Origin of the sequence: Lactobacillus sp. B4005, from assembly GCF_026536045.1 — a bacterium.
In the GTDB taxonomy this organism is placed as follows: Bacteria; Bacillota; Bacilli; order Lactobacillales; family Lactobacillaceae; genus Lactobacillus; species Lactobacillus panisapium.
This window is the reverse complement of sequence record NZ_JAFNOZ010000002.1, coordinates 117,181-134,765: the sequence shown is the minus strand read 5'-3', so window position 1 is coordinate 134,765 and position 17,585 is coordinate 117,181. Positions and strand designations below refer to the sequence as shown.

Genomic DNA, 17,585 nt, shown 5'->3' with positions numbered 1-17,585 from the left:
ACTAATGGCTAAAACATCACAAATAATTAGAAATCATCGTCCTGCTAAATTCTCTTCACGTGAATATACTCGTTGCGAGAGATGTGGTCGTCCACACTCCGTTTACCGTAAATTTGGTTTATGCCGTATTTGCTTGAAGGATTTAGCTCACAAAGGTCAAATCCCAGGTCTTAAAAAGGCTAGTTGGTAATACGGTTAGGAGGATAGCATAAATGGTCATGACAGATCCGATCGCAGATTACTTGACTAGAATTAGAAATGCCAATATGGCAAAGCATAGTTCAGTTGAAATTCCTGCATCAAACATTAAAAAATCTATTTCAGAAATTTTGAAACGCGAAGGTTTCATCCGTGATTACGAAGTTACTGATGACAACAAACAGGGCATTATCAAGATTTTCTTGAAATATGGTCCAGACGGAGAACGTGTCATTTCAGGCTTAAAGCGTATTTCTAAGCCAGGTCTTAGAAATTACGTTAGTGCTGAAAACTTACCTAAAGTTCTTAATGGTTTAGGTATCGCCATCGTTTCAACTTCTGCTGGTGTAATTACCGATAAAGAAGCTCGACAAAAAGACGTCGGCGGCGAAGTTATCGCTTACGTTTGGTAATTCTGACAGAAAGGAGAACAATCAATGAGCCGTATTGGTTTAAAAACAATTGAAGTCCCAGATAGTGTCACAGTTACCAAGGATGGTGACAACATCACCGTTAAGGGACCAAAGGGTGAATTAACTAGATACTTCGATCCAAAGATTACTTTCAAGCAAGAAGATGGCAAGATTAACTTTTCACGTTCAAATGAAAGTGATAAAGCACTTCACGGTACTGAAAGAGCTAACTTGGCATCAATGGTTGAAGGTGTAGTTAATGGCTACAAGAAGACTTTGAAGTTAATCGGTGTTGGTTACCGTGCAACAGCACAAGGCAACAAATTAACATTAAATGTTGGTTACTCACACCCAGTTGAAATGACTGCACCAGAAGGTGTTTCCGTAAAAGCTACTTCAGCAACTGATATTGAAGTAGAAGGGATTTCTAAGCAAAATGTTGGACAATTTGCTGCTGAAATCCGCGATGTACGTCCACCAGAGCCTTACAAGGGTAAAGGTATTCGTTACACTGACGAATATGTACGTCGTAAGGAAGGTAAGACAGGTAAGTAATAAATAAATTTTTGAGGTGAAATTGTGATTTCAAAACCAGATAAAAATAAGTTACGCTTAAAGCGTCACAAACGTATTCGTGGCAAGATTTCTGGTACTGCTGAGCGCCCACGCTTAAGCGTTTTCCGTTCAAACAAAAACATCTACGCTCAATTAATTGATGACGTAGCGGGTGTAACGCTAGCAAGTGCCTCAACTTTGGATGATTCCGTAGCTAAGGATTCAACTAAGGTAGAACAAGCTCAAGCTGTAGGTAAGGCAATTGCCGAAGCAGCTAAAGCTAAGAACATTTCAAATGTTGTGTTCGATAGAAGTGGTTACCTATACCATGGCCGTATTTCAGCTTTGGCAGATGCCGCTCGTGAAAACGGATTAGATTTCTAGGGAAGGAGAATAATACATGGCAAACCGCAACGATTCTCGCAATAATCGCAGAAATAAAGACGACATCGAAGATCAGTTAGTAGCAATTAATCGTGTCACCAAGGTTGTCAAGGGTGGTCAACGAATGAGATTTGCTGCCTTGGTAATCGTTGGCGACAAAAAAGGTCGTGTAGGCTTTGGTACTGGTAAAGCTCAAGAAGTTCCAGAAGCAATCCGTAAGGCCGTTGAAGCCGGTAAGAAGAACATGATTACTGTTCCTAAGGTTGGTACTACCATTCCTCACGAAGTAATCGGTCACTACGGCTCGGGTAGCATCTTAATTAAACCTGCTCCTGCTGGTTCCGGAGTTGCTGCCGGTGGTGCCGTTCGTATCGTTATGGATATGGCTGGTATCGCTGATGTTACTTCTAAGTCACTTGGTTCAAACACTCCAATCAATGTTGTTCGTGCAACTATTGATGGATTGAAAAAACTTAAGACCAGTGAGCAAGTTGAAAAACTACGTCACGCTGATTTAGATTAGGGAGACAAAATAAATGACTGAATTAAAAGTTACTTTAATTAGAAGTGCTGCGCACCGTCTACCTAACCAACGAAAAGTTGTTAAAGCCTTAGGCTTAGGTAGAATTAATAGTACAGCTACTCTACCAGACAACGCCGCTACTCGTGGTGCACTGTTGAAAATTGCACATTTAATCTCTGTTGAAGAGATCAATAAATAATTAATTAAGGAGGTGCCGAATTAATGAAGCTTCATGAATTACATGCTGCTGAGGGTTCACGCAATACTAGAAAACGTGTTGGACGTGGTACTTCAAGTGGTTACGGAAAGACTTCTGGCCGTGGACAAAAGGGTCAATTAGCCCGTCAAGGTGGACACACTCGTTTAGGTTTTGAAGGTGGCCAAATGCCATTATTCAGAACTATGCCTAAGCGTGGTTTTAAGAACATTAACCGTAAAGAATATGCAATTATTAATTTAGACGACTTAAACAAGTTTAAAGACAACGACGAAGTTACTGTTGCTAGTCTTAAAGAAAACGGCTTGGTAAAGAAAGAACTATCAGGCGTTAAGCTGCTTGCTAAGGGTGAGCTAAAAGTTAAGTTAAACGTAAAGGTTAACAAGGTTTCCGCCGCTGCTAAAAAAGCAGTTGAAGCTGCCGGCGGATCTGTTGAGGTGATCTAATGTTTTCGACTTTGAAGAACGCCTTTAAGGATAAAGAAATTCGAAATAAGATTTATTTCACACTCTTTATTCTTTTGCTGTATCGCATTGGAGCTAACATTACTGTTCCAGGTGTCAATGCAAAAGCGATTACTCAAGTTGCACAAACTGGTTTAGTTCCAATGCTGGACACTGTTTCCGGTGGTGGGCTAGATAATTACTCAATTTTTTCACTTGGTGTTTCGCCCTTCATTACTGCGCAAATTGTTATCCAATTGTTGCAAATGGACATTGTTCCTACTTTAGTGGAATGGGGCAAGCAAGGTGAAGTTGGCCGCCGTAAGACAAACCAAGTTACAAGATGGCTTGCACTATTTGTCGCATTTTTTCAAAGTCTTGGAATCACGCTTGGATTTAACGCTTTGACTGAAATGGGACTAGTTAAATCCCAAACTTGGCAAACTTACTGTGAAATTGCAATCATCATGACTGCGGGCACGATGCTTTTGACCTGGCTTGGTGATGAAATTACCGATAAAGGTTTGGGTAACGGCGTTTCAGTAATTATTTTTGCCGGTATTATTGCTCGACTTCCACGCGGTCTTTGGCAGTTATATAAAGATGAAGTGATCAATAATAGTGCGAGTGATCGTTGGCAAGGAATTGTGTTCTTCATTGCGATTCTCATTGCAATACTCATCGTAACGCAGATAGTTACTTGGGTTGAACAGGCTGATCGCCGTATTCCAATCCAATACACTAGACGAGCAACTACTAGTGGCTCAGAAAGTTTCTTACCATTAAAAGTTAATGTCTCAGGTGTGATTCCAGTAATTTTCGCTAGTTCGTTTATTGTTACACCAGCTACAATTTTAATGGCCTTTCAAAGAACTCAAGGCGACCAACAATGGTATAAAGTAATGACTAACATTTTTAGTATGCAGACTACAACTGGTGTTATTATTTACACTCTTTTGATTGTACTGTTTACCTTCTTTTATGCTTTTGTTCAGGTTAATCCTGAGAAACTTGCAAAGAATTTGCAAAAACAAGGTGCTTACATTCCTAGTGTATGGCCAGGTAAGGATACGCAAGATTATGTTTCAAAGTTGTTAATTAGATTATCAACTGTTGGTTCAGTATTCTTGGGTTTGGTGGCTTTACTACCACAACTTGCTACTAATATTTGGGACTTACCGAGTTCAATTGGACTAGGTGGTACTAGTCTTTTGATCGTAATCGGAGTTGTCTTGGAGTTATCTCGTCAAATTAACGGTTTGTTAATGAAGAGAGAATATGTAGGATTCATCAGATAGGAACGAATAAATGATTAATTTATTTCTTTTAGGTTTGCCGGGTGCTGGTAAAGGAACAGTATCAGAGCAAATTGTTGATAAATATCATCTAACTCATATTTCAACTGGGGATATGTTTAGAGAAGCAATGGCTAATAAGACCAAAGTTGGTCTTGAAGCTAAAAGTTACATTGACAAAGGTGATTTGGTACCGGACGAAGTTACTGCTAGATTAGTAGAAGAACGTTTGGGTCAACCAGATATTAAAGAAGGCTACATTTTAGATGGCTTTCCTAGGACGATTGTTCAAGCTGAACTTTTGGAAGATATCACTAAGAAGTTGAACGAACCTTTAACTAACGTAATCTCTTTAGAGGTTAAGGAAGATACTTTAGTCAAACGTTTATCAGCACGCTTTATGTGTAAAAAGTGTGGTGCCACTTATAACAAAATTACTAAGATGCCTAAGGTAGAAGGTACTTGTGACCGTTGTGGCAGTCATGAATTTTATCAACGTGAAGATGACAAGCCAGAAGTAGTTAAGAATCGTTTACAAGTTAATGAAAAGATGAATACACCTTTGAAAGACTACTATCAAAAGAATGGGTTGTTAACCTGTGTAGATGGTGAACAATCTCCTGAGAAAGTCTTTGAAAGTGTTGATGCGGTTTTAAGTAAAAAGCAATAATTTGTATATTTACTTTTCCGTGTTATAATTTCAAAGTATGACTGTTTAAATGCGGAGGAACAGCTTTGGCAAAAGATGATGTCATTGAAGTAAAGGGTAAAGTTATTGATACTTTGCCTAATGCTATGTTTAAGGTTGAATTGGAAAATGGAGCAAAAATATTAGCACATGTTTCTGGGAAAATCAGAATGCACTATATTCGTATTCTGCCCGGAGACCGTGTTACTGTGGAACTTTCTCCTTACGATTTAACAAAAGGTAGAATTACTTATCGGTTTATAAAATAATAACGGAGGGAAACATGAAGGTTAGACCATCTGTTAAACCAATGTGTGAACATTGTAAGATTATTAAAAGACATGGTCGTGTGATGGTTATTTGTTCTGCAAATCCAAAACACAAACAGCGTCAAGGTTAAAAATAAAATAGGAGGTGCAATTTATGGCACGTATTGCTGGTGTTGACTTACCAAGAGATAAAAGAATAGTTGTTGCATTAACATACATTTATGGCATTGGTGAACCAACAGCTCAGAAAATTTGTGCGGATGCTGGTGTTTCTGAAGACATACGTTCAAAAGATTTGACTCCAGATGATCAAGAAAAGCTTCGCGCAGAAGTTGATAAATACCGTGTTGAAGGTGACTTGCGTAGAGAAGTCAGCATGAATATCAAACGGTTAATTGATATTGGTTCTTACCGTGGTATGCGTCACCGCCGTGGACTTCCAGTTCGTGGACAAAATACCAAGAATAATGCCCGTACTCGTAAGGGTAGTAAGAAGAGATAAACAAAATATAAGGAGGTTTATTGATGCCTAAAACAGCACGTAAGCGTCGTGTGAAGAAGCACGTTGAAAAAGGCGTTGCTCACATTCATTCTACGTTTAATAATACTTTAGTCATGATTACTGACGTTCAAGGCAATGCAATTGCTTGGTCTTCAGCTGGTGCATTGGGCTTTAAAGGTAGTCGTAAGTCTACCCCATTTGCAGCTCAAATGGCAGCCGAAGCAGCAGCTAAGAGCGCAATGGACCAAGGCATGAAACATGTAGAAGTTTCTGTTAAGGGTCCTGGTGCTGGTCGTGAATCTGCTATAAGATCACTTCAAGCTACTGGACTTGAGATCACTGCAATCCGTGATGTCACTCCAGTTCCCCACAATGGTTCTAGACCACCAAAACGTCGTCGTGTTTAATTTTGTTCTTAATGAAGGACGTTGCGTTTTGAAAGGGGCCTAGTAATGATTGAATTTGAAAAACCAAATATTACCGTTGTGGACCAAGAGAAGGCTTATGGTAAATTTGTTATTGAACCACTTGAACGAGGCTTTGGTACTACTTTAGGTAACTCATTACGTAGAGTTTTACTTACATCTATTCCAGGTACTGGACTTGTTTATGTTCAAATTGATGATGTTTTACACGAATTCTCCACTGTTCCAGGTGTTAGAGAAGATGTTGCTAAGATTATCTTGAACCTGAAGAAGCTTGAATTAAAATCTTTTTCAGATGAGCAAAAGACCATCGAAGTAGATGTTGAGGGTCCAGCTACTGTTACCGCCGATGATCTGAAAGCCGATTCAGATATTCAAATTCTGAATCCAGATCAATATATTTGTACCATTGCTGACGGTGGTCACTTGCATATGCAGATTGCAGTCAAAAATGGCCGTGGTTACGTTGCCGCAAGTGAGAATAAGAGTGAAGATATGCCAATTGGTGTTATTCCGGTTGATTCTCTCTTTTCACCAATTAAAAAAGTTAATTACCAGGTTGAGTCAACTCGTGTTGGTAAAAGAGACGATTTTGACAAGCTCACTTTAGAGATTTGGACTGATGGTTCAATCAAGCCTAATGACGCCCTTAGTTTTGCTGCCAAAATTTTGGTAGCGCACTTTAAAGTGTTTGAAACTGCTGATGCAAATACCCAATTCAATGATGTTATGGTTGAAAAAGAGGACGATACTGCAGAGAAGAAGCTCGAAATGACAATTGAAGAGCTTGATTTATCTGTTCGTTCATACAACTGCCTTAAACGTGCCGGCATTAATACTCTGCAAGAACTGACTGATAAGACAGAAGCAGATATGATGCGTGTACGTAATTTAGGACGTAAATCATTAGAAGAAGTTAAAAATAAATTAACTGATTTGGGACTTTCACTTCGTCAAGAAGATTAACTAACAAATAAAAGGAGGTAAACTGATGGCATACCGTAAATTAGGTCGCGATAGTGCACATAGAAAAGCAATGCTTAGAGAAATGACTACTCAATTGATCATGAACGAACGCATTGTTACTACTGAAACACGTGCTAAAGAAGTCCGCAAAACTGCCGAAAAGATGATTACTTTAGGCAAGCGTGGTGATTTAGCTGCAAGAAGAAAAGCTGCTGCTTACGTTCGTAATGAAGTTGCTGACATTCAAGAAGAAAAAGATGCAGTTGTTGTAAAATCAGCATTGCAAAAACTCTTCAGTGATATTGCACCTCGTTACAAAGACCGTAATGGTGGTTACACCCGTATTTTGAAGTTAGCAAAAGCTCGTCGAGGCGATGCTGCTCCAATGGTTATTCTAGAATTGGTTTAAGTTAGAATAACCAAAACTTAATAGCTATTAAGAATTACCCGTGAGAGTGAGAATAAGCGTTAAGATGATGACGAAAGTTTAGTCTAGCTTAGATAATTCATTTTATCCCTCCTCATGGGTGATTTTTTTTTCTGAATTCAATTGAAATGTAAAGTTTCAGCCTGAATTTAATATTTGTTTTTGAATGAATCCTAATTTTAGTGTAGCAACCAACGGATATATCTATCTAAGTGAAAGTCACGAATTTGCTCATATAAAGAGATGCAACTTTAGTTGAAACAAAAAAGTTTTGATTTAAGATCTTCTGATTGAACTCTTTTTAAAAATATTAAAATAATTGGAGTAGGTAAAAAGCTAATACGTTTCTTTTAATAGAAGTAAATTGTTATGTTTCAAATTGATTTTTTTATTTGAAACAAGTATAGTCTGACTATAATTCGATAAGTAACTGGTAAATAAAAAATGATTTTTTCAGTATGTTTCTTTAAAATTGTAATTAAAGAATAAATTTAATAATTATTTATGAGGTAAATAAGGGAATTCATTTTGGCATTCATTAAAGTTCACATTCTACTCAAAAGAGTCAGAAATTAAAAATTTAAACTAACTGTTTTCTCTTCAAACCGATTTTAAAAAATAAGTACCAAGACTTATTTGACTAAAAAATTGAAGAATGTGAGCCAAGAAAAGGTAATAAATTTTCCTTAAAAAGTAAACTCAAAATCATCAATACTGTTAAATTTGGATTGACTTAATTAAGGCTTATTCTGATAAAGCTTTTTATTACATCCATTTAGATCATTATATAAGCAAGGGACCAAATTAAAAGACTAAACTCTGATAAACAATCGGAATTTAGTCCAAAGATAGAAATTATTAAGATTTATTACTCCTAACTTTATATCAATAAAGTTAATATTTGTTTAATTACTTTTCTGCTACGATTTAATGGGAATCCAGTCTATTAAAACTTCGCTTTATTTTGTTATTGTTGGCACATCTGAAACCTTTTTAACAATAATTACCTTATCTTTCAAATTTGGATAATATAAATACGAATCTCTACTTGTTAAAATCAAGGTTCCATTAGTACCTTTTTTACTTTTTAAAATATATGCATATTCACTAGATTTTTCTATAATACCTCGATCAAATTCAGTTCCTTTAAAATACAGTCGATATATGCTCTTTTGATGTATACCTAAAGCGATTCTCACATTATTTCCTGGATTTAAATTGTTAGAAAAATCTCCAAAAACGGAAGGCGGTTTTCTAATTGCTTTCAATAAAAAAAACAATGATAAAGTAAGTAAAAAAGTAAGCAGAAAAGTAGTGATTTTATAGAAGTTTTTCTTCATAATATATATTTCCTAATGCTATTGTGCTACTGCCCAAGCTGTTTGAGAGTACCAATGTTTTCTGTAACCATAATACAAAAATTGTTTTGGTCCACTTTGATGATTAATCGGGTGACCATAGAAAGCTAGTCTTTCAGCTTTATATGTTTTCTGAGCGTAAACCTTGAAATAGTCTCTTGTATTAGGAGCCTTTACCCAAACTCCTGAGGGACCAACTGTACCAAGACTTATCGAAAAGCTAAAACCGGGAAAACCGGATCCAACGGAAATTGAAGGGCCTCCAGATGTAGACCAAAAAAAGCCGCCTGACGAATTTTTAATCCTTGTTCCATGTGAAGGCTGATTGCCAACATATCCTTTAGCACTAGGATATTTTGTTCCATCGATTTTATAGGTAATATTAACATAGTTTGGTGTCCTAGTTCGGCTATTTTCCTCAATAATTGCAGCAGCTTGCTGCTCCATATCCTTTTTTAGAACTTTATCAGGCACTTTATAGTTAACTACTAGTGAAGACAAATCCTTATTTACATTTGAATTGATAGCAAAATTGTTCTCGGACTCGATATTCTCTTTTGCCGAAACATGTTGAGATACACCAATAGAAACGCAGGATAATAAAAATATTATATTACAACTATTATTATAAAGCATAAATTAACTTTATACAACAATAAAATTAAATAAATATTAAATTGATTTAATGAGGTTAAGCACATGTGATACTAACTCTTAAAGTTTACTAAATTAGGAAATATCACTGATCAACTTATTTGTATTATCACTAAATAGCAAGTCTTTAAGCCTGTTTTGCTTTGAAATAAAAAACCAGTTCGTTGAAAAATTGATGTTGTTTAAAATCTATAAGGTTTTTAGAACAACGTAAAAATTTTATTTTTGTTGATAATTTATTATATGAGTCTTTTTTTGGTACAATTGAGTAAGACTTTGTAAGAAGGTGAGAGCATGGCAAAAGATAGTATTATTAAAGTTCATAATATCAGTTTTACATATCCTGAGACCGACTCACCTGCGATTGATCACGTCAGTTTTGAAATTAAACGGGGTTCGTGGACTTCGATTATTGGTCATAATGGCAGTGGCAAGTCGACCATTATTCGCTTACTTAACGGCTTGCTGGTGGCCGATGAAAACAGTGACTCAGCCATTGAAATCGATGGCACTAAGCTAGATGATGACAGTGTGTGGGACATTAGAGATAAAATTGGCGTTGTATTTCAAAATCCGGACAACCAATTTGTTGGTGCGACGGTTGCTGATGATGTGGCTTTTGGTTTGGAAAATCGTGGTGTGCCACGTCCTGAAATGCTTAAAATTGTGCCAGAAGCGATTGAAGCGGTGGGAATGAGTGAATATGCCAATACTGAGCCGGCTAATCTCTCCGGCGGTCAAAAACAGCGTGTTGCAATTGCCGGAATTTTGGCAATCAGACCCAAAATTATCGTCTTGGACGAAGCAACATCAATGTTAGATCCAGAGGGCCGCGATAAGATTTTAAGTATTGTACGGCAAATGAAAGACGAATACGACTTGACGGTCTTGGCAATTACTCATGACCTTGATGAAGCCAATCAAGCGGATAACGTTTTGGTAATGAACGATGGCAAGCTGTTAACTCAGGGCACGACGACGGAGGTTTTCGGTCAGGTAAAGCTTTTGCGGGAGATTGGCCTTGATGTGCCTTTTTTCCAACAAGTAATGGATGATTTACGCAGCGATTCGCTTAAACTGCCTCAAAAGATTAATTCAGAAAAAGAGTTGGTGAATTACTTATGTCAATTAAATTCGAACAAGTAGGTTACACATACTCAATCGGCTCGCCGCTTGAAAAAAAAGGTCTAGAAGATGTGAGTTTTGAACTAGCAGATGGCTCCTTTACAGCGATTATTGGGCACACTGGCAGCGGCAAATCGACTTTAATGCAGCATTTTAATGCGCTGCTAAAACCAACTGAGGGCAAAATTGAAATCGCGAATACAACAATTACGCCTGCAACTACCAATAAAGATTTAAAGGAATTAAGACGGCACGTAAGCTTGGTTTTTCAATTTCCTGAAGCACAATTATTTGAAAGTACTGTACTCGATGATATTGCTTTCGGCCCCAAAAACTTTGGCTATAGTGCCGAAAAGGCAAAGAAAAGTGCCAAAATCTGGTTAAGAAAAGTTGGCTTGTTAGATGATATCTCTCAGCGCTCACCGTTTGAATTGTCAGGCGGGCAAATGCGCCGGGTAGCAATTGCTGGCGTAATGGCTTATGAGCCCGATATTTTATGCTTAGACGAGCCAGCTGCAGGACTTGATCCACGGGCACGCAAACAGATGATGCATCTTTTTGCACAATACCAACAAGAAGGGCATACGGTAATTTTAGTTACACACAATATGGATGATGTTGCCGATTATGCGGATGATGTTCTGGTAATGGAACACGGAAAGATGATCAAGCATGACTGTCCGGCAAAAATCTTTCAGGATCGGACATGGTTAAAAAAGCATCATCTTGAGGAGCCTAAGGCATCGCTATTTGCGTCACGATTAACTAATTTTAATTTTGTTCAGCCACCATTAACGGAGAAAAAACTTGTAGAAGAAATAGAGCAAAATTTAAGGGGATGAACTTGTGAATAAAATTTTAATTGGTCGGTACATTTCCGGAGATTCGCTAGTTTATAAGATGGATCCACGGGGAAAACTATTAACAACAATTTGCTTTATTTTGTTAATATTTTTGGCTAATAATCCCATTACATATATTATTGTTACGCTTTTCAGTATACTTGCAGTGGCAGCAACAGGTTTGAAACCAAAGGTCTTTTGGGATGGTGTCAAACCAATGATTTGGCTGATCCTATTTACCTCTTTTTTGCAATTATTTTTTACTGTTGGTGGAAAAGTTTATTGGCGATGGGGCATTTTTGCCATTTCAACTTATGGTATTACTAATGCGGTTTTTATCTTTATTCGGTTCACTGTCATCATTTTAATTTCAACAGTCATGACCGTAACAACAATGCCGCTAGAAATTGCAGATGCAATTGAGTGGCTGCTAATCCCCTTAAAATTATTTAGGATACCTGTGGATAAAATTGCGTTAGTAATGTCAATTGCCTTAAGATTTGTCCCCACGCTTTTTGATGAAACTTATAAAATCATGAACGCACAGCGTTCTCGGGGAGCCGATTTTAATAATGGTGGCTTAATTCAACGTGCTAAAGCAATAACGCCACTTTTGGTTCCTTTATTCATTAGTTCATTAGAAACAGCCATCGACTTATCAACAGCAATGGAATCACGCGGCTATCGCGGTGATGAGGGACGAACTAAATTCCGAGTTTTAAAATGGTCAAAATATGATTTAGTAAACTTAGGTTATTTCGTCGTTTTAACAGCTCTATTATTAATTTTTAGGACACATTAATGAATTACACAAGGTATAAAATGACACTTGCCTACGATGGGCACCTTTTTCATGGCTTTCAATCGCAACCTCGTCAGCGGACAGTGCAGGGAACAATTGAAGCTGCGTTAAAGAAAATGACTAAAGGTCGCGAAGTCGCCGTTGAAGGTTCGGGAAGAACGGATGCAGGCGTGCATGCTTTCGGTCAAGTTATTCATTTTGATTATCCGGGGACAACAATTCCGCCTGAACGCATGATTTGTGCACTTAATTCAATCATGCCGCTTGATATTGTTTTCAAAGAATGTGAAATTGTTGATGAAAACTTTCATGTTCGCTATAGTGCAAAGGGAAAATGGTATCGTTACCGAGTTAGCCTAGATCGCTTTGTTGATCCCTTCAAGCGTTTTTATACGGGCCATTATCCTTATCCGGTTGACTTGGAAAAAATGCAGCTAGCAGCAAAAGATTTATTAGGAACACATGATTTTACTAGTTTTGCCGCTAGTGGAGGCCAGATAAAAAACAAAGTTCGCACAATGTATTATGTCAATGTGCAAAAAGATGAAGAGGAAAATGAAATAATTTTTGACTTCATTTGTTCCGGTTTTTTATACAATATGGTCAGAATTTTGGTGGCAACTTTACTGGAAATCGGTAATGGTAAAAGACCGCTCAATGATATACCCCGAGTAATTAAAGCGAAGAACAGGGAAGAAGTCAGAGAAACGGCACAAGCCAACGGCCTGTTTTTATATCACGTCTTTTATGAAGATATTCCGAAAAAATATCGCCTAGATAGCGAATTATATTGACAATTAAGCAAAAAGGACGTATTCTATTTAGGTATGTTTGTCCACGATAGGCCCCGGAATCTTATTGTATTCAAACAACGTATAAACGGAGGAAATTAAATTGCGTACTACACAATTAGCAAAACCTAATGAAATTGAACGTAAGTGGTATGTTATTGACGCAACAGATGTATCTTTAGGTCGTCTGTCTACTGCAGTAGCAACTATTTTAAGAGGTAAGAACAAACCTCAATACACACCAAATGTTGACACTGGCGACAACGTTATTATTATTAACGCTGCTAAGTTAAAGTTAACTGGTAAAAAGGCTACTGACAAGATTTACTATCACCACTCTTCTTACCGTGGCGGTTTAAAGGCTACCCCAGCAGGTGACTTACTTGCCAACAACCCAGTTAGATTAGTTGAATTGTCAGTTAAAGGTATGCTTCCAAAGAACACTCTTGGTCACCAAGAATTCATGAAGATGCATGTTTATGCTGGTGAAGACCACAAGCATGAAGCACAAAAGCCTGAAAAATTGGACATTAATAAATTAATCTAGGAGGTTATTATAAATGGCACAACAAGTTGCATATGCTGGTACTGGCCGGCGTAAAGATGCTGTCGCTCGTGTACGTTTAGTACCAGGCAGTGGAAAAATTACAGTTAATAACAAAGATGTTGATCAATACATCCCATTCCCTAACTTGGTTAAGGATTTAAAACAACCTTTGACTTTAACCGAAACTGACAGTCAATACGACGTTAAGGTTAACGTTAATGGTGGTGGTTTCTCAGGTCAAGCTGGAGCAATTCGTTTAGGTATTGCACGCGCTCTTCTTGAAGTAGACCCAGATTTCCGTGGCCCATTAAAGAAGGCTGGCTTCTTAACTCGTGACCCAAGAATGGTTGAACGTAAAAAGCCAGGTCTCAAGAAGGCCCGTAAGGCATCACAATTCAGTAAGCGTTAATTTATTTACGTCTATTGAACAGATCAATAAAACTATTTGGTTATTGGATTACTTATTCTTTTTCCAGACAGGTTTTCAAGGCATCAGTGTTAAACTGATGTCTTTTTTTATAAGGTAGTAAAAAATGGCAAATATCGAATTAACACGTTTTCGGATTAAAAAGGGCAAAGAACAAACAGCACAAGAGTGGATGGATTTCTTAAACCAGCACCACCAAGATACTGTCGCCACCATGGCAGGTGAAAAAATGTACGTTGAAACGGTTTTTAAGGAAAGCAATCCAGACGGTTATACATACTTCTACTGGTATTCAATACAGGGGATAGGTGGAAATGCGGTTGAAGATTCCACCAGTTATATTGATCAAAAGCATTTAGAATATTGGGAAGAATGCATTGATGAAACTTATCGTCCGGTTGATATGGTGGTTGAACAAAGTTTATTAGCACCACTAATTGAGCAGACAATCAAGCAATCCGAACAATAATTGTAGGTTGCTTATCCCAAGCAGCTGCCGATTTTAGTTTTGTTAGCGGAGAATATCTGTTATTTTACCTAATTACTAATTTTTAATTGAATCAAAAAAGTGCGAGAGTAATTTCTCGCACTTTTTGTTTGTTTTAGAATTTGTTATTCATATCGTAGGGCCGTAATTGGATCTAGTTTAGCTGCCCGTCGTGCTGGTAGTGTTCCTGCCAAGAAGGTAATTAAACAGATGATACCAATGATTATCAAACTGCTTGACCAATTGAATTGTACCAATGTAAAGCCATCTAGTCCCTTTAGGAAACTTGTAGTCGCAACTTTATTAATGGCGTGTCCGATGCCCATTGCCGCTAACAAGCCAAGTAGGGATCCGATCAGGCCAATTAAAATTGCTTCACAACTAAAGATTGAGAAGACTTTTCCGCCGCCTAATCCAAGGGCCTTCATCAAGCCAATTTCACGCGTACGATCACGCACTGACATGTAAAGAGTGTTGATAACGCCAAAACTAGCAGCAATCAGTGCAATCGCACCGAATAAAATCAGTACGCCAGTCACAGCATTAAAGACTTGGAATAATTGTTTAACCGATTCCTTGAGTGTCATTGCATCAAAGCCTTTTTTGTTGAGCCTGTCCTCAATTTCCGTAATCTTTTGATCATCCTTACTTGTTGGTGTGGCTACAACTTCAACGTAACGTGCTTTTAGTGCTTTAGGTAAACCGGCTTGGTTGGCAGCAATAATCTTATCACTTAAACCGGTGCTATAAACCGATTGACCGCTGCTGACCATGCTTTCGTTACGAACGCCCACGACTTTAGCTGCAATCTTTTCCTTTTTCTTAGTCACAGGTGAAATTGCTGTCAAATTAATTTGTTGACCAATCGCGTGCCGTGGGTTTTTGTAGCCAAACGCCTTAGCCATCTCTTTAGTCAACAGAATTTCGCTTGCCTGACCTTGAGTAGCAACTTGACGTCCGGCCAACAAGTCATATTTAATTCCTAAGGTCACTTGAGCATCAATTAGGTATTTGGTTTTGCTTTTACCCTGAGCATACTCAACGTTACTATCTTTAAGAGCCTTAACGTCTTTTAACCCTTTGACAGACTTGATTTTGGCGACATCTTTTTTACTAATCATGCCATCGGCATTGTGGCTGCTCTTATTTGAGTTGTATTTTTGTGGTCCTGAACCATCACTGCTAGAATATTGCGGGCTGATAATCATTTGTTCAGTATTGCCAACATTGCCAATTTGCTTATGCAAATAATCGTTAACACCGGTATTGATTCCAAGCGTAATACTAATTGTCAAAGCACCGATTAACACCGCGATTATGGTTAAAAAAGTGCGTCCTTTGTTATGCCATAAATTAGTTGCGGCGGAATTTAAAATATCACGAAATTTCATTCTTTGCCTCCTTCAACTAACTGGCCATCTTTAATTTGAATTTGTCGTTCACACTTGTTTGCTAAATCTGGATCGTGGGTGACGATAATTAAGGTGATTCCTTTTTCTTTATTTAAGTTGAATAAAATATTTTCAACCATTTCACCAGTGCCAGAGTCAAGATTACCAGTTGGTTCGTCAGCAAAAATTATTTGCGGATCATTGACTAAAGCACGTGCGATGCAGACCCGCTGCTTTTGACCACCAGAAAGTGCGTTAGCCTTATTATTAGCCTTGTTTTCAAGGCCCACGGCTTTAATTGCCTTTAAGGCAGCTTCACGCCTTTTCTTCCCCGTGATACCAGCTATTTTCATTGGCAACATGACATTTTCGAGTACACTGTCTTGAGCATTAAGAAAAAATTGTTGGAATACAAAGCCAAAAGTCTTGTTACGCAACTTATTCAAGTCTCGCGCCTTGATTTTAGCTGTTGGTTCGTCATTAAGCCAAACGCTACCCGAAGTGGGGTGGTCAAGTAAGGCCATGATATGCATCAAGGTTGATTTACCCGAGCCACTTTTACCGATAATGGCAACTGATTCGCCCTGATTAATTTGTAAACTGATTCCACGCAGCGCATCGAACTTAGAGGCACCTTTGCCATAAGTTCGTGTGACTTCGCGCGTTTCTAGTAGACTCATCTAGTCTTTCCTCCTTGGATCACTGTATTATTGATATAATACAGCTCAGTATATTAATAGTCAATACTTTTTTAATAAAAATCACAGATTAGCGTAGATAGCTGTTACTATTAGATTTACAAGTGCCTTCTTACTTTTTACTTAAATAGTATGAGTAGATAATGGGCACAATAAGATCGATAAGAATAATGATGATAAAAAGGGACATTGTTTGATCAAGTGCGGTTACTAATAAAAATAGCCCACTAAGCAGCATGAGCCAACCAGCTAGACGGTGTGTTTTTTGCCAGTTAACATTATTGTTCAATGTCCAAGGAAGACGAAAACCGATTTGACCATTCGGTCTGGTTTTTGGCAGGTAATTGCCGAAAATAACCAGTATTAATCCAAACAAAATATTGAAAACGAATGACATTTTAAGTGGGTAGCCGAGTGCAAAAGCGTAAATTGAATAACTGGTTACGTTAACAATAATTGGAATAAACCATAAGGTAATGTTAACGATCTTAAAATTTAAACTACCTGTCTTTGACTCATGCGCAATGAGATAAAAAACTAACAATTGCAACAGCAACATTAAGATTGGAATAGCACAAATTGCCCAAATTTTAGCAGCAAAACCGTTTGGACTATCATTTAGGCCAAAGTGAATTGCCATTCGCGCAGGTAATTTATTATATAGCAGTAAACCAACTAAAATTGGTAAAAGCGTTAGTAAACAGGTAATCACAAACGTTTTTTGGTATCTTTTTTTATTCATCTTGATCTCCTTTCAAATCAACGAGCCAAGTCATGATTTCTTCAATGATGGAAGTATTTAAAGAGTAATAAATATAGTTTTTTTCTTTTTCTTCACTAATTAAATCAGCTTTTTTAAGAACGTTTAGATGATAAGAAATTGTTGCTTGTGTCATATCAAAGTGACTAGCAATTTCACCGGCAGACATCTGTCCAGCTTTTAATAACTGCAAAATCTTACGTCTGACAGGATCTGCTAACGCTTTAAAACTGGTTTCAAAAGCCATTTTTTCTCCTTTCTATTTAGAAAAACATCTAATTAGGTAGTTTTCTAAATAGTACCACCTTTTTTACTGAAAGCAAGTTATTGGGACAGTAAAAGTTTTAAACTGAAACTTTTAAAAAAATAAGGTACTTGCATTAATAGGTCTTTCATTT

At 37.5% G+C, this 17,585-nt stretch carries 28 protein-coding genes; 22 read left to right on the top strand and 6 right to left on the bottom strand.

Translation table 11 applies throughout. The annotated features are described in order from the left end of the window. Nucleotides 1-4: 4 nt before the first annotated feature. From J3U73_RS05065 to rplQ, 15 genes are all read left to right on the top strand, one after another. Nucleotides 5-190, top strand: coding sequence for a type Z 30S ribosomal protein S14 (locus tag J3U73_RS05065; protein ID WP_103752384.1), 186 nt, complete (start codon nucleotides 5-7; stop codon nucleotides 188-190). Between the two features lie 22 nt (nucleotides 191-212). Then, nucleotides 213-611 carry a 30S ribosomal protein S8 gene (rpsH, locus tag J3U73_RS05060; protein WP_090092302.1) on the top strand — a complete coding sequence of 133 codons (399 nt, stop codon included), beginning with the start codon at nucleotides 213-215 and terminating at the stop codon, nucleotides 609-611. A gap of 24 nt (nucleotides 612-635) precedes the next feature. Beyond that, on the top strand, nucleotides 636-1,166 hold the full coding sequence (gene rplF / locus J3U73_RS05055; protein ID WP_267409774.1) for a 50S ribosomal protein L6: 531 nt from the start codon (nucleotides 636-638) through the stop codon (nucleotides 1,164-1,166). 24 nt (nucleotides 1,167-1,190) lie between these two features. Further along, complete coding sequence (gene rplR, locus J3U73_RS05050; protein WP_103752386.1) at nucleotides 1,191-1,550, top strand: 50S ribosomal protein L18; 360 nt, start codon at nucleotides 1,191-1,193, stop codon at nucleotides 1,548-1,550. A gap of 16 nt (nucleotides 1,551-1,566) precedes the next feature. Further along, nucleotides 1,567-2,073: a 30S ribosomal protein S5 gene (gene rpsE / locus J3U73_RS05045; protein WP_103752387.1), complete on the top strand. Its 507-nt coding sequence runs from the start codon at nucleotides 1,567-1,569 to the stop codon at nucleotides 2,071-2,073. 13 nt (nucleotides 2,074-2,086) lie between these two features. Further along, complete coding sequence (rpmD, locus tag J3U73_RS05040; protein WP_220268372.1) at nucleotides 2,087-2,272, top strand: 50S ribosomal protein L30; 186 nt, start codon at nucleotides 2,087-2,089, stop codon at nucleotides 2,270-2,272. 23 nt (nucleotides 2,273-2,295) lie between these two features. Then, nucleotides 2,296-2,736 carry a 50S ribosomal protein L15 gene (gene rplO, locus J3U73_RS05035; protein WP_220268371.1) on the top strand — a complete coding sequence of 147 codons (441 nt, stop codon included), beginning with the start codon at nucleotides 2,296-2,298 and terminating at the stop codon, nucleotides 2,734-2,736. Beyond that, nucleotides 2,736-4,031, top strand: a complete 1,296-nt coding sequence (secY, locus tag J3U73_RS05030; protein WP_220268370.1) for a preprotein translocase subunit SecY — start codon at nucleotides 2,736-2,738, stop codon at nucleotides 4,029-4,031. The genes rplO and secY overlap by 1 nt, the downstream gene beginning before the upstream one ends. Before the next feature lie 10 nt (nucleotides 4,032-4,041). After that, on the top strand, nucleotides 4,042-4,698 hold the full coding sequence (locus tag J3U73_RS05025; protein ID WP_267409773.1) for an adenylate kinase: 657 nt from the start codon (nucleotides 4,042-4,044) through the stop codon (nucleotides 4,696-4,698). Between the two features lie 65 nt (nucleotides 4,699-4,763). Beyond that, the gene (gene infA, locus J3U73_RS05020) at nucleotides 4,764-4,985 is read left to right on the top strand and encodes a translation initiation factor IF-1 (protein WP_220268368.1); all 222 of its coding nucleotides are present in this window, start codon (nucleotides 4,764-4,766) and stop codon (nucleotides 4,983-4,985) included. Between the two features lie 14 nt (nucleotides 4,986-4,999). After that, nucleotides 5,000-5,116 (top strand): 50S ribosomal protein L36, encoded by a 117-nt coding sequence (gene rpmJ / locus J3U73_RS05015; RefSeq protein WP_003647815.1) that lies wholly within the window; start codon nucleotides 5,000-5,002, stop codon nucleotides 5,114-5,116. A gap of 23 nt (nucleotides 5,117-5,139) precedes the next feature. Beyond that, entirely contained in the window at nucleotides 5,140-5,487 is a 348-nt protein-coding gene (rpsM, locus tag J3U73_RS05010) for a 30S ribosomal protein S13 (RefSeq protein ID WP_046307546.1), read from the top strand. A gap of 23 nt (nucleotides 5,488-5,510) precedes the next feature. Further along, nucleotides 5,511-5,894: a 30S ribosomal protein S11 gene (gene rpsK, locus J3U73_RS05005; RefSeq protein WP_034980403.1), complete on the top strand. Its 384-nt coding sequence runs from the start codon at nucleotides 5,511-5,513 to the stop codon at nucleotides 5,892-5,894. Between the two features lie 45 nt (nucleotides 5,895-5,939). Next, nucleotides 5,940-6,878: a DNA-directed RNA polymerase subunit alpha gene (locus tag J3U73_RS05000; RefSeq protein ID WP_103752393.1), complete on the top strand. Its 939-nt coding sequence runs from the start codon at nucleotides 5,940-5,942 to the stop codon at nucleotides 6,876-6,878. Nucleotides 6,879-6,903: 25 nt separating this feature from the next. Beyond that, entirely contained in the window at nucleotides 6,904-7,287 is a 384-nt protein-coding gene (rplQ, locus tag J3U73_RS04995) for a 50S ribosomal protein L17 (RefSeq protein ID WP_103752394.1), read from the top strand. Between the two features lie 977 nt (nucleotides 7,288-8,264). On the opposite strand, the gene J3U73_RS04990 is transcribed toward rplQ, so the two are convergent. Together J3U73_RS04990 and J3U73_RS04985 are read right to left on the bottom strand one after the other, a co-directional pair. Further along, nucleotides 8,265-8,645: a hypothetical protein gene (locus J3U73_RS04990; RefSeq protein WP_267384393.1), complete on the bottom strand. Its 381-nt coding sequence runs from the start codon at nucleotides 8,643-8,645 to the stop codon at nucleotides 8,265-8,267. 18 nt (nucleotides 8,646-8,663) lie between these two features. Beyond that, the gene (locus J3U73_RS04985; RefSeq protein ID WP_267409772.1) at nucleotides 8,664-9,137 is read right to left on the bottom strand and encodes a hypothetical protein; all 474 of its coding nucleotides are present in this window, start codon (nucleotides 9,135-9,137) and stop codon (nucleotides 8,664-8,666) included. 474 nt (nucleotides 9,138-9,611) lie between these two features. Between J3U73_RS04985 and J3U73_RS04980 the strand changes: the two genes are divergently transcribed. The 7 genes from J3U73_RS04980 to J3U73_RS04950 all read left to right on the top strand — a co-directional run bounded on the left by J3U73_RS04980 (nucleotide 9,612) and on the right by J3U73_RS04950 (nucleotide 14,320). Then, nucleotides 9,612-10,463 (top strand): energy-coupling factor ABC transporter ATP-binding protein, encoded by an 852-nt coding sequence (locus J3U73_RS04980; protein ID WP_267384389.1) that lies wholly within the window; start codon nucleotides 9,612-9,614, stop codon nucleotides 10,461-10,463. After that, entirely contained in the window at nucleotides 10,439-11,284 is an 846-nt protein-coding gene (locus tag J3U73_RS04975; RefSeq protein ID WP_267409771.1) for an energy-coupling factor transporter ATPase, read from the top strand. The genes J3U73_RS04980 and J3U73_RS04975 overlap by 25 nt, the downstream gene beginning before the upstream one ends. A 4-nt stretch (nucleotides 11,285-11,288) precedes the next feature. Next, the gene (locus J3U73_RS04970; protein ID WP_267409770.1) at nucleotides 11,289-12,086 is read left to right on the top strand and encodes an energy-coupling factor transporter transmembrane component T family protein; all 798 of its coding nucleotides are present in this window, start codon (nucleotides 11,289-11,291) and stop codon (nucleotides 12,084-12,086) included. After that, the gene (gene truA / locus J3U73_RS04965; RefSeq protein ID WP_103752398.1) at nucleotides 12,086-12,880 is read left to right on the top strand and encodes a tRNA pseudouridine(38-40) synthase TruA; all 795 of its coding nucleotides are present in this window, start codon (nucleotides 12,086-12,088) and stop codon (nucleotides 12,878-12,880) included. Before J3U73_RS04970 ends, truA begins: the two co-directional genes overlap by 1 nt. A 100-nt stretch (nucleotides 12,881-12,980) precedes the next feature. After that, a complete protein-coding gene (gene rplM / locus J3U73_RS04960; RefSeq protein WP_103752399.1) occupies nucleotides 12,981-13,424 on the top strand; it encodes a 50S ribosomal protein L13 in 444 nt (147 codons plus the stop codon). Between the two features lie 13 nt (nucleotides 13,425-13,437). Continuing rightward, nucleotides 13,438-13,833, top strand: a complete 396-nt coding sequence (gene rpsI, locus J3U73_RS04955; protein WP_103752400.1) for a 30S ribosomal protein S9 — start codon at nucleotides 13,438-13,440, stop codon at nucleotides 13,831-13,833. Nucleotides 13,834-13,957: 124 nt separating this feature from the next. Further along, nucleotides 13,958-14,320, top strand: coding sequence for a DUF6176 family protein (locus J3U73_RS04950; protein ID WP_267409769.1), 363 nt, complete (start codon nucleotides 13,958-13,960; stop codon nucleotides 14,318-14,320). A gap of 143 nt (nucleotides 14,321-14,463) precedes the next feature. On the opposite strand, the gene J3U73_RS04945 is transcribed toward J3U73_RS04950, so the two are convergent. The 4 genes from J3U73_RS04945 to J3U73_RS04930 all read right to left on the bottom strand — a co-directional run bounded on the left by J3U73_RS04945 (nucleotide 14,464) and on the right by J3U73_RS04930 (nucleotide 17,434). Continuing rightward, nucleotides 14,464-15,729 (bottom strand): ABC transporter permease, encoded by a 1,266-nt coding sequence (locus J3U73_RS04945; protein WP_267409768.1) that lies wholly within the window; start codon nucleotides 15,727-15,729, stop codon nucleotides 14,464-14,466. Then, a complete protein-coding gene (locus tag J3U73_RS04940) occupies nucleotides 15,726-16,409 on the bottom strand; it encodes an ABC transporter ATP-binding protein (RefSeq protein ID WP_220220053.1) in 684 nt (227 codons plus the stop codon). Before J3U73_RS04940 ends, J3U73_RS04945 begins: the two co-directional genes overlap by 4 nt. Before the next feature lie 130 nt (nucleotides 16,410-16,539). Next, nucleotides 16,540-17,169 carry an SdpI family protein gene (locus tag J3U73_RS04935; RefSeq protein ID WP_220220052.1) on the bottom strand — a complete coding sequence of 210 codons (630 nt, stop codon included), beginning with the start codon at nucleotides 17,167-17,169 and terminating at the stop codon, nucleotides 16,540-16,542. Further along, nucleotides 17,162-17,434, bottom strand: coding sequence for an autorepressor SdpR family transcription factor (locus J3U73_RS04930; protein ID WP_103752405.1), 273 nt, complete (start codon nucleotides 17,432-17,434; stop codon nucleotides 17,162-17,164). Before J3U73_RS04930 ends, J3U73_RS04935 begins: the two co-directional genes overlap by 8 nt. Nucleotides 17,435-17,585: the final 151 nt, after the last annotated feature.

Excerpts from the sequence above, each read along its gene's own strand:
- J3U73_RS05065 (WP_103752384.1), top strand. The coding sequence starts at position 5 with ATGGCTAAAACATCACAAATAATTAGAAATCATCGTCCTGCTAAATTC.
- rpsH (WP_090092302.1), top strand. The coding sequence starts at position 213 with ATGGTCATGACAGATCCGATCGCAGATTACTTGACTAGAATTAGAAAT.
- rplF (WP_267409774.1), top strand. The coding sequence starts at position 636 with ATGAGCCGTATTGGTTTAAAAACAATTGAAGTCCCAGATAGTGTCACA.
- rpsE (WP_103752387.1), top strand. The coding sequence starts at position 1,567 with ATGGCAAACCGCAACGATTCTCGCAATAATCGCAGAAATAAAGACGAC.
- rpmD (WP_220268372.1), top strand. The coding sequence starts at position 2,087 with ATGACTGAATTAAAAGTTACTTTAATTAGAAGTGCTGCGCACCGTCTA.
- rplO (WP_220268371.1), top strand. The coding sequence starts at position 2,296 with ATGAAGCTTCATGAATTACATGCTGCTGAGGGTTCACGCAATACTAGA.
- secY (WP_220268370.1), top strand. The coding sequence starts at position 2,736 with ATGTTTTCGACTTTGAAGAACGCCTTTAAGGATAAAGAAATTCGAAAT.
- J3U73_RS05025 (WP_267409773.1), top strand. The coding sequence starts at position 4,042 with ATGATTAATTTATTTCTTTTAGGTTTGCCGGGTGCTGGTAAAGGAACA.
- rpmJ (WP_003647815.1), top strand. The coding sequence starts at position 5,000 with ATGAAGGTTAGACCATCTGTTAAACCAATGTGTGAACATTGTAAGATT.
- rpsM (WP_046307546.1), top strand. The coding sequence starts at position 5,140 with ATGGCACGTATTGCTGGTGTTGACTTACCAAGAGATAAAAGAATAGTT.
- rpsK (WP_034980403.1), top strand. The coding sequence starts at position 5,511 with ATGCCTAAAACAGCACGTAAGCGTCGTGTGAAGAAGCACGTTGAAAAA.
- J3U73_RS05000 (WP_103752393.1), top strand. The coding sequence starts at position 5,940 with ATGATTGAATTTGAAAAACCAAATATTACCGTTGTGGACCAAGAGAAG.
- rplQ (WP_103752394.1), top strand. The coding sequence starts at position 6,904 with ATGGCATACCGTAAATTAGGTCGCGATAGTGCACATAGAAAAGCAATG.
- J3U73_RS04990 (WP_267384393.1), bottom strand. The coding sequence starts at position 8,645 with ATGAAGAAAAACTTCTATAAAATCACTACTTTTCTGCTTACTTTTTTA.
- J3U73_RS04980 (WP_267384389.1), top strand. The coding sequence starts at position 9,612 with ATGGCAAAAGATAGTATTATTAAAGTTCATAATATCAGTTTTACATAT.
- J3U73_RS04975 (WP_267409771.1), top strand. The coding sequence starts at position 10,439 with ATGTCAATTAAATTCGAACAAGTAGGTTACACATACTCAATCGGCTCG.
- truA (WP_103752398.1), top strand. The coding sequence starts at position 12,086 with ATGAATTACACAAGGTATAAAATGACACTTGCCTACGATGGGCACCTT.
- rpsI (WP_103752400.1), top strand. The coding sequence starts at position 13,438 with ATGGCACAACAAGTTGCATATGCTGGTACTGGCCGGCGTAAAGATGCT.
- J3U73_RS04950 (WP_267409769.1), top strand. The coding sequence starts at position 13,958 with ATGGCAAATATCGAATTAACACGTTTTCGGATTAAAAAGGGCAAAGAA.
- J3U73_RS04945 (WP_267409768.1), bottom strand. The coding sequence starts at position 15,729 with ATGAAATTTCGTGATATTTTAAATTCCGCCGCAACTAATTTATGGCAT.
- J3U73_RS04940 (WP_220220053.1), bottom strand. The coding sequence starts at position 16,409 with ATGAGTCTACTAGAAACGCGCGAAGTCACACGAACTTATGGCAAAGGT.
- J3U73_RS04935 (WP_220220052.1), bottom strand. The coding sequence starts at position 17,169 with ATGAATAAAAAAAGATACCAAAAAACGTTTGTGATTACCTGTTTACTA.
- J3U73_RS04930 (WP_103752405.1), bottom strand. The coding sequence starts at position 17,434 with ATGGCTTTTGAAACCAGTTTTAAAGCGTTAGCAGATCCTGTCAGACGT.